This is a genomic window from Ancylobacter sp. TW_SC_1 (assembly GCF_056836805.1).
Genome location: NZ_CM166365.1, coordinates 3,949,240 through 3,964,595 on the forward strand (window position 1 = coordinate 3,949,240; position 15,356 = coordinate 3,964,595).

At 69.2% G+C, this 15,356-nt stretch carries 12 protein-coding genes; 8 read left to right on the plus strand and 4 right to left on the minus strand.

The window, feature by feature from the left end; genetic code table 11:
- The first annotated feature begins 106 nt into the window (after window positions 1-106).
- On the plus strand, window positions 107-1,876 hold the full coding sequence (locus AC1PZ7_RS18595; protein ID WP_482356670.1) for a chloride channel protein: 1,770 nt from the start codon (window positions 107-109) through the stop codon (window positions 1,874-1,876).
- A gap of 6 nt (window positions 1,877-1,882) precedes the next feature.
- Here AC1PZ7_RS18595 and AC1PZ7_RS18600 read toward each other — a convergent pair whose 3' ends face one another.
- Window positions 1,883-3,301 (minus strand): helix-turn-helix domain-containing protein, encoded by a 1,419-nt coding sequence (locus AC1PZ7_RS18600; RefSeq protein WP_482356671.1) that lies wholly within the window; start codon window positions 3,299-3,301, stop codon window positions 1,883-1,885.
- A gap of 142 nt (window positions 3,302-3,443) precedes the next feature.
- Between AC1PZ7_RS18600 and AC1PZ7_RS18605 the strand changes: the two genes are divergently transcribed.
- The 3 genes from AC1PZ7_RS18605 to AC1PZ7_RS18615 all read left to right on the plus strand — a co-directional run bounded on the left by AC1PZ7_RS18605 (window position 3,444) and on the right by AC1PZ7_RS18615 (window position 7,601).
- On the plus strand, window positions 3,444-3,695 hold the full coding sequence (locus AC1PZ7_RS18605; protein ID WP_482356672.1) for a hypothetical protein: 252 nt from the start codon (window positions 3,444-3,446) through the stop codon (window positions 3,693-3,695).
- Window positions 3,696-3,832: 137 nt separating this feature from the next.
- The gene (aceA, locus tag AC1PZ7_RS18610; protein ID WP_482356673.1) at window positions 3,833-5,131 is read left to right on the plus strand and encodes an isocitrate lyase; all 1,299 of its coding nucleotides are present in this window, start codon (window positions 3,833-3,835) and stop codon (window positions 5,129-5,131) included.
- A 283-nt stretch (window positions 5,132-5,414) separates the two neighbouring features.
- Window positions 5,415-7,601 carry a malate synthase G gene (locus AC1PZ7_RS18615; RefSeq protein WP_482356674.1) on the plus strand — a complete coding sequence of 729 codons (2,187 nt, stop codon included), beginning with the start codon at window positions 5,415-5,417 and terminating at the stop codon, window positions 7,599-7,601.
- Between the two features lie 69 nt (window positions 7,602-7,670).
- Here AC1PZ7_RS18615 and AC1PZ7_RS18620 read toward each other — a convergent pair whose 3' ends face one another.
- Window positions 7,671-8,030 (minus strand): hypothetical protein, encoded by a 360-nt coding sequence (locus tag AC1PZ7_RS18620; RefSeq protein WP_482356675.1) that lies wholly within the window; start codon window positions 8,028-8,030, stop codon window positions 7,671-7,673.
- An 80-nt stretch (window positions 8,031-8,110) separates the two neighbouring features.
- Window positions 8,111-8,722: a nitroreductase family protein gene (locus AC1PZ7_RS18625; protein WP_482356676.1), complete on the minus strand. Its 612-nt coding sequence runs from the start codon at window positions 8,720-8,722 to the stop codon at window positions 8,111-8,113.
- A gap of 170 nt (window positions 8,723-8,892) precedes the next feature.
- On the opposite strand from AC1PZ7_RS18625, the gene AC1PZ7_RS18630 reads away from it, so the two are divergent.
- Window positions 8,893-9,213 (plus strand): GNAT family N-acetyltransferase, encoded by a 321-nt coding sequence (locus AC1PZ7_RS18630; protein ID WP_482356677.1) that lies wholly within the window; start codon window positions 8,893-8,895, stop codon window positions 9,211-9,213.
- Window positions 9,214-9,364: 151 nt separating this feature from the next.
- Complete coding sequence (locus AC1PZ7_RS18635; protein WP_482356678.1) at window positions 9,365-12,094, plus strand: DNA translocase FtsK; 2,730 nt, start codon at window positions 9,365-9,367, stop codon at window positions 12,092-12,094.
- Window positions 12,095-12,142: 48 nt separating this feature from the next.
- Here AC1PZ7_RS18635 and AC1PZ7_RS18640 read toward each other — a convergent pair whose 3' ends face one another.
- Window positions 12,143-12,664, minus strand: coding sequence for an MgtC/SapB family protein (locus AC1PZ7_RS18640; protein WP_482356679.1), 522 nt, complete (start codon window positions 12,662-12,664; stop codon window positions 12,143-12,145).
- 149 nt (window positions 12,665-12,813) lie between these two features.
- Here AC1PZ7_RS18640 and AC1PZ7_RS18645 point away from each other — a divergent pair, with 149 nt between their 5' ends.
- The gene (locus AC1PZ7_RS18645) at window positions 12,814-14,274 is read left to right on the plus strand and encodes an NAD-dependent succinate-semialdehyde dehydrogenase (protein WP_482356680.1); all 1,461 of its coding nucleotides are present in this window, start codon (window positions 12,814-12,816) and stop codon (window positions 14,272-14,274) included.
- Window positions 14,275-14,361: 87 nt separating this feature from the next.
- Entirely contained in the window at window positions 14,362-15,204 is an 843-nt protein-coding gene (locus tag AC1PZ7_RS18650) for an SMR family transporter (RefSeq protein WP_482356681.1), read from the plus strand.
- The last annotated feature ends 152 nt before the right edge of the window (window positions 15,205-15,356 follow it).

The following is a 15,356-nucleotide window of genomic DNA, read 5'->3' on the forward strand; positions in this document are numbered from 1 at the left end:
TCAAATCCCGGCGACACGCGCTTTCATGCCCGCATGGCTGCGTTGCCGGTTGCGCAGGGCGCCGCCATTGCCTAGTCAAACGAAACAGAGCTGAGACGAGCGGCACGTGACATCCGAACCTGCCCCCAGCCCCGAAGCCGTCCCGCAGGGCCTGCGCCAGCTGGTGCGGACGAGCGAACTCGGCATCGTCGCGCTCGCCGGCGTGGTGGGCGTGCTCGCCGGTCTCGTCGTCGTCGCCATGAACACGACGCTGCAGGCGCTGCACGAACTCATTTTCCGCATCCCCCATGGCAGCCATCTCTCGATCACCGCCGGTATCGCGCCGGCGCTGGTGCTGCTCGGCCCCGTGCTCGGCGGCCTCGCCTTCGGGCTCGCGGCGTCGCGGGTGCTGCGTACCGTCGCCAGCCCGCCGGTCGATCCGATCGAGGCGAACGCGCTGCAGGGTGGGCGCATGTCGCTGCGCGACAGCCTCGTCGTGGCGCTGCAGACGCTGTTCTCCAGCGGCGTCGGCGCCTCGGTGGGGCTGGAGGCCGGCTACACCCAGGCGGCCAGCGGCCTCGCCTCGCGGATCGGCCAGATGTTCCACGTCCGGCGCGCCGATCTGCGGCTGCTGGTCGGCTGCGGCGCGGGCGCGGCCATCGGCGCGGCGTTCGATGCACCGTTGATGGGCGCCTTCTACGGTTTCGAGCTGGTGCTCGGCACCTATGCCATCCCCGCCTTCGTGCCGATGATGACGGCGACCTTCACCGCCGCCCTGACCCAGCAGGTGCTGGCGCCGCAGCACCACCCGCCGCTGCCCGCGCTCAGCGCGCCGAGCCTCGTCGACCTGCCGGCCGTGCTGCTGCTCGGCCTGGTCTGCGCGCTCGTCGGCATCGCCGTCATGCGCGGGGCGACGCTGGTGGAGGCCGGCTTCCGGCGCTCCGCCCTTCCCGCCTATCTGCGGCCGGCCATTGGCGGGCTGGTCGTCGGCGCGCTCGCCCTGTGGAACCCGGCCGTGCTCTCGGCCGGCCATGGGGCGGTCTATCATTTCCTCGCCGCCGACAGCACGCTGGCGCTGGCCGGCCTGCTGCTGGTGGCGAAGGTGACGGCCTCGTCGGTCTCCATCGGCGCGGGCTTTCGCGGCGGCCTGTTCTTCGCCTCGCTGCTGATGGGCGTGATGGCGGGACGGGTCTACGCCGCCGGCCTGGAATTGGTGCTGCCCGACCTCGTGCCCTCGCACGCCTTCTACGCCCTCATCGGCATGAGCGCGCTGGCGGTCGCGGTGGTCGGCGGGCCGATGACCATGACGCTGCTGGCGCTGGAGATGACCGGCGACCTGCAACTGACGCTGGCGGTGCTGGCGGCGGCCGGCACCGCCTCGCTGGTCACCCGGCGGCTGTTCGGCTTCTCCTTCGCCACCTGGCGCTTTCATCTGCGCGGGGAGAACATTCGCGGCGCGCACGACATCGGCTGGCTGCGCGAGCTCACCGTCAGCGCGCTGATGCGCCACGAGGTGCCGCAGCTCGACGTCGACACGCCGCTCACGGAGGCCCGCCACCGCTACCCGCCGGGCTCCACCGCCTATCTGGTCGCCACCGAGGATGGCCGCTACGCCGGCATGGTGCCGCCGGCCGCGCTCTACGATGCCATGAAGGCGGACGGCGCGCCCCCTGCGACACTGCGCCCGCTGCTGCGCCATGCCGGGGAAAGCCTGCGGCCGCAGGCGACGATCCGCGAGGCGCTCGACCTGTTCGAGCGCACCGAGACCGACGCGCTCGCTGTCACCGCGCCGGACGGGCAGGTGGTCGGCATCCTCAGCGAGGCACACGCGGTCAGGCGCTACAGCGACGAGATGGGTCGGCGGCTCAGCGAAGTGACCGGCGAGCGGCTCGACTGAGCGCGGTCAGATGCCCCGCCGCGCCGGGGCGTAGAAGCTCTCCGACATGTCGATCTCGTTGAGGGTGAAGCGGTGGTCGGTCGGCGGCTGGGCGCGCTGCTCGCAGTCGAGCCGCGGGCAGATGCGGCAGCCCACCCCGATCGCCACCGTCTGCGAGGGATCGGAGAGGTTCATGCCGTCGGAATAGACCATCTGCTGCGCGTGGCTGATGTGGCAGCCGAGCCCGATCGACAAATGCCGGCGCGGCGCGTTGTGCCGGTGCCCGCCCTTGGTGATCGAGCGGGCGATGCAGAAATAGCGCTGCCCCTCCGGCATCTGGCTGATCTGGACGTTGATCCGCTCGGGATGGAGGAAGGCGGCATAGACGTTCCAGCGCGGGCAGGCGCCGGAATGGCGCGAGATGTGGATGCCCGACAGCGAGAAGCGCTTGGAGATGTTGCCGGCGATGTCGGTGCGCACCAGGTGCAGCGGAATGCCGGCCTTGCCCGGCCGCTGCAGCGTCGTCATGCGGTGGCAGACCTGCTCGAAGCTGGTGCGGAAGCGGCGCTGGATGCGCTCGACGTCGTAGCGCGTCTCCTGGCAGGCGGCGAGGAACGGCTCGTAGGGCATGACCAGAGCCGCGGCGAAATAGCTCGCCAGCGCGTTGCGCGTGACCACCGGCGCGTCGGCGGCGAGATTGCCCGCCTCGATCAGCTCGTCGATCTGCCGCGAGGCCGCGAGCAGGCCGAGCTGGTGGGCGACGGCGAACAGCGCGGATTCCGGCGGCAGCACCTCGGCGGTGATGAGCTCATGCGCGCCCGCGTCATAACGCCGGGCGATGCCGGCGGGCAGCGAGGCGGAACGCCAGTTCAGCCCGAAGACGTTGAAGAGATAGGTCTTCAACCCGTGCTCGAAGGAATCCGAGGAGAAGTCGATGTCGTGGCGGATGCGCTCGGCGGCGGCCTCCAGCGTCGGGAAATAATTGGCGTTCTCCTGGATGAAGTCGGAGACCGCGTCGGTCGCCGGGTGGTAGCCGACATCGTCGTCGAGCGCGCCGGTGGCGCCGGTGCGATGGGCCTCGCGCAGCGTCTTGAACTGGTCGTAGAGCCGCACCACGGCGCGCCCGACCGCCGGGTTCGAGGCCGCCAGATCGCGAATGTCCTGATTGGTGAGCGCATTCTCGGCGAACAGCTCGTCGCTGAACAGCTCCATCATGTCGCCGACCAGGCGGGACTCGTCATTCTCCACCAGCTCGCCCGGCTCGATGCCGAAATAGCCCGCCAGCTTCATCAGCAGCGGCACGGTGATGCGCCGGCGATTGTGCTCGATGAGGTTGAGATAGCTCGCGGAAATGCCGAGCGCGCTCGCCAGGTCCGCCTGCGAGATGCGCTTGCCCCGGCGCAGCCTCTGCACCCGGCTGCCGATGCGCGGTTCGGTGGCGAGCATGTCCGCTCCTTTGCTCGGTTTACAAAACAGGCCTGTAAACTTTACAAGCCTTATCAGCTTAACACACTCAAATCACTATAGTTATTGCCTTTCAGTGTCGAGTGTTAAATCTTTACATCACACCTCGAAGGGAGGAATTGACATGAGCGCGATCGAGAACACACCCGCCACGACCGGCGAGGACGAGTTCGTCACCATCATCGGCGGCGACGCCGAGGAGATCGGTCAGGTCTTCAAGGCGGAAGGGCTCGCCGCCAAGGACTTCTCCATCGTCCACCGCATCGGCCGCCACCGCATCGCGATGGCGCCGGGCCAGCAGGACATGAGCGCCCTCATCGGCGCCCTGCTCGGCGGACGGCTCGTGGCCGCCACCTACACCCGGCGATCGCGGTAGTCCGATGGCTGCAAGGCCGCGCTTTCGGCCGATCCGTTTCGAGGACGCGCGACACGGACCGGCTGGCGCGGGGGCCGAAACCTCCTCGGCACCCGCGCCCACTTCATCCTCCTCCACCTCAACAGCAGGGAAGAACCATGCTGGACAAGCTTCGCGACACCACGCCCGACCAGTTCCCCGCCCCGCACTGGGCGCCGGAGCGCTGGCAGGGAATCCACCGCAGCTACGCGCCCGCTGAGGTCGCCCGCCTCGCCGGCTCGCTGCGCATCGAGCACACGCTGGCCGCGAACGGCGCCCGCCGGCTCTGGGACCTCCTGCAGACGCAGGACTTCGTGCCGACCATGGGCACCTATACCGGCATCCAGGCGGTGCAGCAGGTGAAGGCCGGTCTGGAGGCGATCTATCTCTCCGGCTGGCAGGTGGCGGCGGACGCCAACTCGTCCGGCGACATGTATCCCGACCAGAGCCTCTACCCCGTCGACAGCGTCCCGGCGGTGGTCCGTCGCATCAACAAGGCGCTGATGCGCGCCGACCAGGTGCAGACGATGGAGCGCGCCGACGGCGTGAAGGGCCCCGAGCTCGACTATTTCGTGCCGATCATCGCCGATGCCGAGGCCGGCTTCGGCGGCCAGCTCAACGCCTATGAGCTGACCAAGGCGCTGATCGAGGCCGGCGCGGCGGCGGTGCATTTCGAGGACCAGCTCGCCTCGGAGAAGAAGTGCGGCCATCTCGGCGGCAAGGTGCTGGTGCCGACCCGCCAGTTCATCCGCACGCTCAACGCGGCGCGGCTCGCCGCCGACGTGCTCGGCGTGCCGACCGTGCTGATGGCCCGCACCGATGCGGAATCGGCGCGGCTCATCACCTCCGACATCGACGAGCTGGACCGGCCCTTCATCACCGGCGAGCGCACGCAGGAAGGCTTCTACCGCTACAATGGCGGCTTCGAGGCCGGCATCGCCCGCGCGGTCGCCTATGCGCCCTACGCCGACCTGCTGTGGTGCGAGACCTCGACGCCGAGCCTCGACGATGCCCGCCGCTTCGCCGAAGGCGTGCACAAGGTGCATCCGGGCAAGATGCTCGCCTATAACTGCTCGCCCTCCTTCAACTGGGCCAAGCACATGGACAAGGCGCAGATGAAGACCTTCCAGCGCGAGCTGGGGGCCATGGGCTACAGGTACCAGTTCATCACGCTGGCCGGCTTCCACAACCAGTGCCTCACCACTTTCGAGCTGGCGCGGCGCTACCGGGAGGACGGCATGGCCGCCTATTCCGAGCTGCAGCAGCGCGAATTCGCGGCCGAGGCACAGGGCTTCACGGCCACGCGCCACCAGCGCGAGGTCGGCACCAGCTACTTCGACGCCATCGCCACCGTGCTCAGCGAAGGCATGAGCGCCACCACGGCGATGCAGGACTCCACGGAAACCGCGCAATTCTGACGGCTCGTCATCCCGCGGCGCGAGCACGGCGAGCCTTCGAGGGGGTCTGGGGAGACCTCCGCGAAGGTCCGGCAAAGGCCGGGCGCCGCGGGATGACATTTTCATCGCCTGACGCAGTGCAAACGCTGCGTAACCCGTTGAATTGACAAAGGCGCCCCTTGTATGGGGCGCCTCTCCGACTATGTGCGATGTTGCGCCGCACCCGCACTTTTGTTTATTGGAAGGCACAGCTGTGCCGGACGCTCGTAGCGACCGGCTTTCCGCTCGCGTGAAGGGACCCGTCATGAGCTATACCGACGTCGCCGGCCTGAAGGTGGATTCCGCTCTTGTCGACTTCATCAATAATGAAGCCATTCCCGGCACCGGGGTCGACGTAGCCGCCTTCTGGCAGAGCTTCGCCGGCATCGTGGGGGATTTCGCCCCGCGCAACGCGGAGCTGCTCAAGCGCCGCGACGAGCTGCAGGCGCAGATCGATTCCTGGCACCGCGCGCACCGCAACAAGCCGGTCGATCCCGTCGCCTATGAGGTCTTCCTCGCCGAGATCGGCTACCTGCTGCCCGAGCCCGAGCCCTTCGAGGTCGTCACCGCCAGGGTCGACGAGGAACTGGCCCGCATTCCCGGCCCGCAGCTCGTGGTGCCCGTCACCAATGCCCGCTACGCGCTCAACGCGGCGAATGCCCGCTGGGGCAGCCTCTACGACGCGCTGTACGGCACCGACGCGCTGCCCGAGGACAACGGCGCCAGCCGCTCCAACGGCTTCAACACGATCCGCGCCCAGCGCGTGATCGAGCGCGCCCGCGCCTTCCTCGACGAGAGCGTTCCGCTGGCAAGCGGCAGCCATGCCGACGTCGCCGGCTACCGCGTGTCCGAGGGCAGGCTGCAGGCCGTGCTCGGCTCCGGCGCCGTCGTCGGCCTGAAGGACCCGGCCCAGTTCGCCGGCTTCGGCGGCGAGGCGGGAACGCCCTCCTCGGTACTGCTGGTCAATAACGGGCTGCACATCGACATCGTCATCGACCGCGGCCACCGCATCGGCAGGACCGACCCGGCCGGCGTCGCCGACATCGTCATCGAGGCCGCCGTCACCACCATCGTCGACTGCGAGGACAGCGTCGCGGCGGTGGACGCCGAGGACAAGGTTCTGGTCTACCGCAACTGGCTCGGCCTGATGAAGGGCACGCTCAGCGCCACCTTCGCCAAGGGCCGCGAGACGGTCGAGCGCAGCCTCGCCGAGGACCGCCGCTACACCTCGGCCACCGGCGACGAGCTGACCCTGCACGGGCGCAGCCTGATGCTGGTGCGCAATGTCGGCCAGCACATGCTGACCGACGCGGTGCTCGACGCCAACGGCCACGAGATCCCCGAGAGCATTCTCGACGCCACCGTCACCACGCTGATCGCGCTGCACGACCTCAAGGGCACCGGCAAGCTGCGCAACAGCCGCACCGGCTCGGTCTATATCGTGAAGCCGAAGATGCACGGCCCCGAGGAGGTCGCCTTCGCGGTCGACCTGTTCGCCCGCGTCGAGCAGCTTCTCGGCCTCGACACCAACACGCTCAAGATCGGCATCATGGACGAGGAGCGCCGCACCAGCGCCAACCTCTCCGCCTCGATCCGCGCCGCCCGCGAGCGCGTCGTCTTCATCAATACCGGCTTCCTCGACCGCACCGGCGACGAGATCCACACCTCGATGGAGGCGGGTCCGATGGTGCGCAAGAACGAGATGAAGGCGCAGGCCTGGATCAAGGCCTATGAGGACAACAATGTCGACGCCGGCCTCGAAGCCCATCTCGACGGCCATGGCCAGATCGGCAAGGGCATGTGGGCGATGCCCGACCGCATGGCCGACATGATCGAGCAGAAGATCGTCCATCCGCTGGCCGGCGCCAACACCGCCTGGGTGCCCTCGCCGACCGCCGCCACGCTGCACGCCCTGCACTACCACAAGGTCGACGTGTTCAAGCGCCAGGCCGAGCTTCGCTCCCGCAAGCGCGCCTCCCGGCGCGACCTGCTGACCATTCCGGTGGTCGACCGCGGCAACTGGGAGCCGGCGGCGGTGCAGGAGGAGCTGGACAACAACATCCAGGGCGTCCTCGGCTATGTCGTGCGCTGGATCGACCAGGGCGTCGGCTGCTCCAAGGTGCCGGACATCCACGATGTCGGGCTGATGGAAGACCGCGCCACGCTGCGCATCTCCTCCCAGCATGTCGCCAACTGGCTGCTGCACGGCGTGGTCACCGAGGCGCAGGTCGAGGAGACGCTGCGCCGCATGGCCCGCATCGTCGACGAGCAGAACGCCGGCGATCCGAGCTACACGCCGATGGCCCCGGACTATGACGGCTTCGCCTTCCGCGCCGCCCGCGACCTGATCCTCAAGGGCCGCACGCAGCCCAACGGCTACACCGAGTTCATCCTCACCCGCCGCCGCCGCGAGGCCAAGCAGGCGCAGGCCCAGGCCCAGGCCGCCGCCTGATCCACCCTTCGAGGAAACGCCAAAAACGCCAAGAAGAGGGGCCGTCCCGGTTCGCCGGGGCGGCTTTTTTCATGGCTGAGGTGCTGGGTCCCCAAGGGGCGGCATCAGAAGCTGGGCCAAGAATTCGACAGAGAAAGGCTCGCCGGGTCGATGTGAAAAATGCAGAATGTCGGTCGCACCCTCGAAAAATCGATAGGTTTCAAACCTCTCGCCGAACACCTCGATCTCGAAATTGTCCCAGAACAGGCTGAAGGTGCTCCAGTAGCCCTTGTCGAATCCATCCGGCGGAGTGAAGCGCTCGCGGAGATAGTGGATCAGCTCGCGGCCGTTATCGATGGTGTCCTGCTCAAACGGTTCTGGCGCCTGCGCGACGATACAATCAAGGCGAGAGATGACGTCGTCCCATGACGCGCAGGCCCCTTCCGCCATCACGGCCCCCTAACCTTCTGCTCGCTCTGTCAGCCCGCCCCAAAGGCTGGCCAAGCGTCATGCAGGCGGACTATGCGCGCTCAACCCGGCGCCGACCAGCGGGTGGTGAGCGCCGCGACATCCGGGCGCGGACGCTCCGACGGAGGTTCGGCCGCCGTGCCGACATGGATAATGCCGGCGACGCGCTCGCCCTCACTGAGGCCGAGAATCGACCGGGCGGCCGGATGGGTCGCCGCCCAGCCCGTCACCCAGATGGCGTCGAATCCCAGCGCCCGCGCGCCGGTGAGAAGATTCATGCATGCCGCGCCAGCCGACAGCTGCTGCTCGAAATCGGGAATCATCGTGCCGCCGACCGGCCGGCTGACCACGATCACCGCCAGCGGCGCGGGAAACAGCCGCGACATGATGCCGGCGAACTTCTCGCGCTTGTCCGGCGCCATCTGGGGATTGCCGGCGCGATAGGCCTGCGCCAGCAGCGCCCCGATCTCGGCCCGGGCCGCGCCCTCGACCAGAATGAAGCGCCAGGGCACCAGCATGGCGTGGTCGGGCACGCGGGCGGCGATGGCGAGCAGGCGCCGCACCTCGTCCAGGTCCGGTCCGGGCGCGCCGAGCGCGGCGGCGGCGACCGAGCGGCGGCTTTCCAGCGCCGCGAGCCATTCCGGCGGCGGCGGGCGGCGAGTGAGCGCGGACATGATGCAGCCTTCCCGATGAACCTCAGGGCGCTATATCGGACCCGGCCGATAATTTCATCCCGCGCGATCGATCGGGGGCGACGCGGCGCCCGTTTTGGTCGACAATATCCCATGGCACCCGAACGCCACCGAAAGCCATCCAGAACCGGGCGCCACCCAAGGAGCAGAAAATGAGCATGAACGGTGAAATCCCGGTGCGCGACAACCGCGCCGCCGACCGCTTCGAGATCGAGCAGGACGGCCACCTCGCCATCGCCCAGTACATCCTCGCGCCCGACCACATCATCTTCACCCACACCGAAGTGCCGGCCGAGCTCGGCGGGCGCGGCCTCGCGACGCGGCTCGTCGAGGCCGGCCTTGCCAGCGCCCGCGAGCGCGGCCTGGCCGTCGTTCCGCGCTGCTCGGTGTTCGGCCGCTACATGATCAAGCATCCCGAGACGCACGACCTGATGCCGTCGGAGATCCGCCAGACGCTCGGCCTGCCGGCCTGACGTCACGAAGTGACCGGCGCCGGGGGAAAACCCGCTGCTCCATACCGTTCGTTAACGCTGTGCTTCTAACCATGGAGCACGGCCGAGACGGCGCCTTCCGCGCCAGCGGCGGAAGGCCCAGCGGCAGCAGCGGTAAAGGTTCCAGCGTCCCATGCGTAACCCGGCGAGTCCCTCCGATCCGAACGCGGACAAGGCTTCCGAGACGAAGGGAAGCGCCCCGACGCGGGTGTTCTCCCGGGCGAACCCGCAGGTGACGCACGCGCCGCCCGCGACCAAGGCGTCCAAGCCGGCCGCCAGCACAGCGCCGCGCGAGGTGGTGCCGAGCTGGCTGCAGCCCTTCTCCATGCCGCCCAACACCCGCTTCACCCGTACGCCGGACTATCTGCTGCGCCAGCCGCCGGCCGTCGCGCCCATATCCACGCCCGCCCCCGACATGGCGGAGGCGCCGGCCACCGCGACCGCCGCGCTGCCGCCGCGTCCCTCGCAGACGCCGGTGCTGCGCGTGCCGCCGCGCAAGCCGCCGCTCGGCGCCGTGCCGAAGGCGCTGATCGCCGCCCATGCCCGCCGCGCCCTCGCCGCGCAGCCGACGCCCGACGCCGCCGCGCCGGCCCTCGTGGCCGAGCCCGTGCCCGAGGCGCCCGCCGCCCCGGTGGCAGCGGCGCCGGTAACTGTCGCACCAGTGGCTGCCTCGCCAGTGGCTGTCGCACCAGTGGCCGTCGCTCCCGCGACGCCTTCCGCCGAGCCGCCGAGCTCCATCCGGCAGATCGCCGGCATGATCCAGTTCGGCTGGGACGCACCGCCGGTCAGCCCGCCGAAGCTGGAGACCACGCCGGTCGACTGGATGCCCGACGAGGAATTCGTCGCCGCCAACGACGCGACGGGGACCTATGGCGGCTCGACCTATGCCGTCGCGGAGGACGAGGCGGAGTTCTACGACGAAGACGCCTTCGCAATTGAGCCGGAGGCTGAGACGGCCGCCATGGTCGAGGCCGCGGCGTTCGAAGAAGATGACGACGAGGCCTTCAACGACGAGACCTTCGAGGACGAGGCGTATGCCGACGAGCTGATCGAGGCGGCGGCCACCATGGCGGCGCCGGTCGCGCCGGTCGCGCCGGAACCGACGGCCGCCGCGCCGAGCGGCTTCGGCGGCTATGGCATCAGCCCGTCCGACGTCTCCTTCTCCTGGCCGGTCTTCGGCATGGTGCCGGTCTCGGTGGCGCCGCCCGCGCCTGTGGCCGCACCCGTGACGGTGGCGGCGCCCGCCCCCGCTCCGGCGCCCGTTCGCGCGCCGGCACCGGCTCCCGTGGCGGCGGCGCGCCCGGCGCCCGCCCCGCGCCCGCCGCGCGACGAGGAGGCCGAGTACGAGCTGCCCCCGCTCGACCTGCTGACCGAGCCGCCGGCCAACGAGCCGGACTACGAGCTCTCGGAAGAGTTCCTCGACCGCAATTCGGTGAAGCTGCAGCAGGTGCTGCATGATTTCGGCGTGCGCGGCGAGATCATCGACGCCAATCCCGGCCCCGTCGTCACGCTGTACGAGCTGGAGCCGGCGCCCGGCATCAAGTCGAGCAGGGTCATCGGCCTGTCCGCCGACATCGCCCGCTCGATGAGCGCGATTTCCGCCCGCGTCGCCGTGGTGGAAGGGCGCAACGTCATCGGCATCGAGCTGCCCAACCAGCGCCGCGAGACGGTGTGGCTGCGCGAGATGCTGGCGAGCCACGAATTCGAGGCCGCCCGCGCCAAGCTCGGCATCGGCCTCGGCAAGACCATCGGCGGCGAGCCGGTGATCGTCGACCTCGCCCGCATGCCGCATCTGCTGGTTGCCGGCACCACCGGCTCGGGCAAGTCGGTGGCCATCAACACCATGATCCTCAGCCTGCTCTACCGGCACCGTCCGGACCAGTGCCGGCTGATCATGATCGACCCGAAGATGCTGGAACTCTCGGTCTATGAGGGCATCCCCCACCTCCTCACGCCGGTCGTCACCGACCCGAAGAAGGCGATCGTCGCCCTCAAATGGGCGGTGCGCGAGATGGAGGACCGCTACCGCAAGATGAGCCGCCTCGGTGTGCGCAACATCGACGGCTTCAACGCCCGCGTCGCCGAGGCGCAGGCCAAGGGCGAGATCATCACCCGCACGGTGCAGAAGGGCTTCGACAAGGAGACCGGCGAATTGCTGGAAGAGGAGGAGATCATGGATCTCGCTCCCCTGCCCTTCATCGTCATCGTGGTCGACGAGATGGCCGACCTGATGATGGTCGCCGGCAAGGAGATCGAGGGCGCCATCCAACGCCTGGCGCAGATGGCCCGCGCCGCCGGCATCCACCTGATCATGGCCACCCAGCGCCCGAGCGTCGACGTCATCACCGGTACCATCAAGGCGAACTTCCCGACCCGCATCTCCTTCCAGGTGACCTCGAAGATCGACAGTCGCACCATTCTTGGCGAGATGGGTGCCGAGCAGCTGCTCGGCCAGGGCGACATGCTCTACATGGCCGGCGGCGGGCGCATCTCGCGCGTGCACGGCCCGTTCGTCTCCGACCAGGAGGTCGAGCGCGTCGTCGAGCACCTTAAAAGCCAGGCCCGGCCGGAATATCTCGAGGAGGTCACGGCGGAAGAGGAAGAGGAGCCGGCCACCGACGACACCGCCGTGTTCGACAAGTCCGCCAACGGCGCCCTCTCCGGCGAGGATTCCGGCGACCTCTACGACCAGGCCGTGGCCGTGGTGCTGCGCGACAGGAAGGCGTCCACCTCCTACATCCAGCGCCGCCTGCAGATCGGCTACAACCGCGCCGCCTCGCTGATGGAGCGGATGGAGAACGAGGGCATCGTCGGTCCCGCCAACCATGCCGGCAAGCGCGATATCCTCAAGGACGCGCGCTGAGCCGCGGCGGCCGATCCGGAAGGAGAACGGCGCGCACCGCGCGCCCGGTCAGTGGTCGGCGCGCGGCTCCGGGTCGCGCGGGCGCTCCTCCCCGCCTTTCGGGGCGCGCGCGGCCGCGAGGCGCTCGACCAGACGCTCAAGAGGATTGACCACCACCAGCAGCGCCATGGTGATGAGCATGCCGAGCGCGATCAGGTGCCAGCTCGCCAGCGCGCAGGCGATGCCGAGCGTCGCCGTCACCCACACGGTCGCCGCCGTGGTGAGGCGGTGCGCCTCATGGCTGTCGGGCGCGCCGCGCAGCACCACGCCGGCACCGATGAACCCCACGCCGGTGAGCACGCCCTGCAGCACGCCCTGCACGACGCGGCTGGTCGCGTCGGGATGCTGGACCAGTTCGCCGACCTGCATCGCGGTGAGCGACACCAGCGTCGCGCCCATGCACACCAGCCCCAGCGTGCGCATGCCGGCCGGCTTGCCCTTCAGATCGCGGTTGGTACCGATCGCCATGCCGATGATGGTCGCGGCCAGCAGGCGCAGCAGGCTGTCGAGATCGGTGTCGGTGACGAACATCGAGAACCTCGCTGGGGCGGACCGGGAACAGCCCTTCCCACGGCCGAGAAAATGGATCCAATTCCCCAGCGGCAGGCGGCCTTTGCCCTTTCCGTCCGGCATCGGGGCGATTAGGTATGCGCCAGCATCCTAGCTTGAAAGGTCCGGCCATGCAGCATTCCGTGTCCTATCCCGAGGTCCAGCTCTTCATCGACGGCAAGTGGCGCGGAGGCAGCAATCACGGCGGCGCACCGGCGAGTCAGCCGGTCATCAACCCGGCGACGGAAGAGGCGATCGGCACGGTCGCCCATGCCAGCCGGGACGACCTCGACGCGGCGCTGGCCGCCGCCGAGAAGGGTTTCGCCGTGTGGCGCCACACGGCCCCGCACGAGCGCTACAAGATCATGCGCAAGGCGGCGGAAATCCTGCGCGAGCGCCATGAGGCGATCGCCACCCTGATGACCATGGAGCAGGGCAAGCCGCTGCCCGAGGCGCGCATGGAGACGCTCGCCTCCGCCGACATCATCGACTGGTTCGCCGAGGAAGGCCGCCGCCAGTATGGCCGGCTGATCCCCGCCCGCGCCGCCGGCGTGCAGCAGACCGTGCACCGCGAGCCGGTTGGCGTCGTCGCCGCCTTCACCCCGTGGAACTTCCCGATCAACCAGGCGGTGCGCAAGGTTTCCGCGGCGCTGGCCGCCGGCTGCGCGGTGATCCTCAAGGGGCCGGAGGAGACCCCGGCGAGCTGCGCCGAGCTGGTGCGCGCCTATGTCGATGCGGGCGTTCCCGCCGGCGTGGTCAACCTTGTCTTCGGCGTGCCGGCGGAAATCTCGCAGTACCTGATCCCGCACCCGATCGTGAAGAAGATCTCCTTCACCGGCTCCACCGTGATCGGCAAGCAGCTCGCCGCGCTGGCCGGCGCGCATATGAAGCGCGTCACCATGGAACTCGGCGGCCATGCCCCCGCCGTGGTGTTCGAGGATGCGGACGTCGACGTCGCGGTGAAGCTGCTTTCCGGCGCCAAGTTCCGCAATGCCGGGCAGGTCTGCGTCTCGCCGACCCGCTTCCTCGTGCATCAGGACATCTATTCGCGCTTCGTCGACGGCTTCACCGAGGCGGTGAAGGGCGTGAAGGTCGGCAACGGCCTCGACGAGGGCGTGCGCATGGGCCCGCTGGCCAATCCGCGCCGGGTCGAGGCGATGGAGGCGCTGACCGCCGACGCCGTCTCCAAGGGCGCGACCCTGCGCACCGGCGGCGCGCGCATCGGCAACAAGGGCTATTTCTTCGAGCCCACCGTGCTCACCGACCTCTCGCCGGATGCGCGCATCCTCAATGAGGAGCCGTTCGGGCCGATCGTGCCGATCATGCCGTTCTCCTCGACCGAGGCGGTAATCGCCGAGGCCAACCGCCTGCCCTACGGCCTCGCCGCCTATGCCTACACCACCTCCTCCGCCCGCGCCGACGAGTTCGCCCGCCGGGTGGAAAGCGGCATGGTCTCGATCAACCATCACGGCCTCGCCCTGCCCGAGGTGCCGTTCGGCGGCATCAAGGATTCCGGCTATGGCTCGGAAGGCGGCACCGAGGCGATGGAAGCCTATGTGAACACCAAATTCGTCACCCAGCTCGGCGTCTGACGCCGGCCGGACCGACGACAGTCTCGGCAGCGGGCGCGGAATCGGCTATCTCCGCGCCCGTCCCTCCTCTTTCCGGCCACCCCCTGCATGGAACCGAGCGTCTTCCTGGCGGTCATCGCCGCCGCCGCGATGCATGCGGGGTGGAACGCCGTTCTCAAGATCCGGCTCGATCCGTTCCTCGCCGTGGTGCTGGTCAATGCCGCCTGCGGCGTCATCGCCCTGCCGGTGGCGTTGTATCTCGGCCCGCCGGAACTCCACGTCTGGCCGTGGATCGCCGCCTCGGTGGCGATCCACCTCGCCTACTACCTGACGCTCAGCGGCGCCTACCAGCGCGCCGACATGGGGCTGGTCTATCCGATCGCCCGCGGCAGCGCGCCGCTGCTCACCACCATCCTGTCGGTGACGCTGGTTGGCGAGGCGGTCGACGCGCAGGGCTTCCTCGGCGTCGTGCTGCTGGCGCTCGGCATCCTCTCCATCGCCTGGCAACGCGCCGGCGGCACCGCCTTCGACCGCACGGCGCTGCGCCTGGCGCTCTTGTGCGGCCTGTCCATCACCGCCTACACGCTGGTGGACGGCCTCGGCGCCCGCAGCTCCTCCTCGCCGCACATCTACACGTCCTGGCTCTTCGTCGCCGACAGCCTCGTCATCACCCTGTTCGGGCTGGCATGGAAAGGCCCGCGCGCGCTGGCGCCGACGCTCTCCTTCATCGGGCCGGGCCTGGCGGGCGGGGCGATGTCGCTCACCGCCTACTGGATCTCGATCTGGGCGATGACCAAGGCGCCGATCGGCCTCGTCGCGGCGGTGCGCGAATCGAGCGTGCTGTTCGGCGCGGTGATCGCCGTGGTGGTGCTGCACGAGCCGCTGCGCCGCGAGCGCATCTTCGCCGCCGCGCTCATCGTCGCCGGATTGGTGCTCATCAAGCTGCACTGAGCGCACCGATCGACCTTCGTCATCCCGGCCGAAGGCGAAGCCGCGGAGCCGGGATCGCGTGTCATAATGGCCAACGATCCCGGATCGGCGTTCGGCCGTCCGGGATGACGACGCGGGTGCGGCACGAGCACCCCCCGCATTCGCGCCGCCGG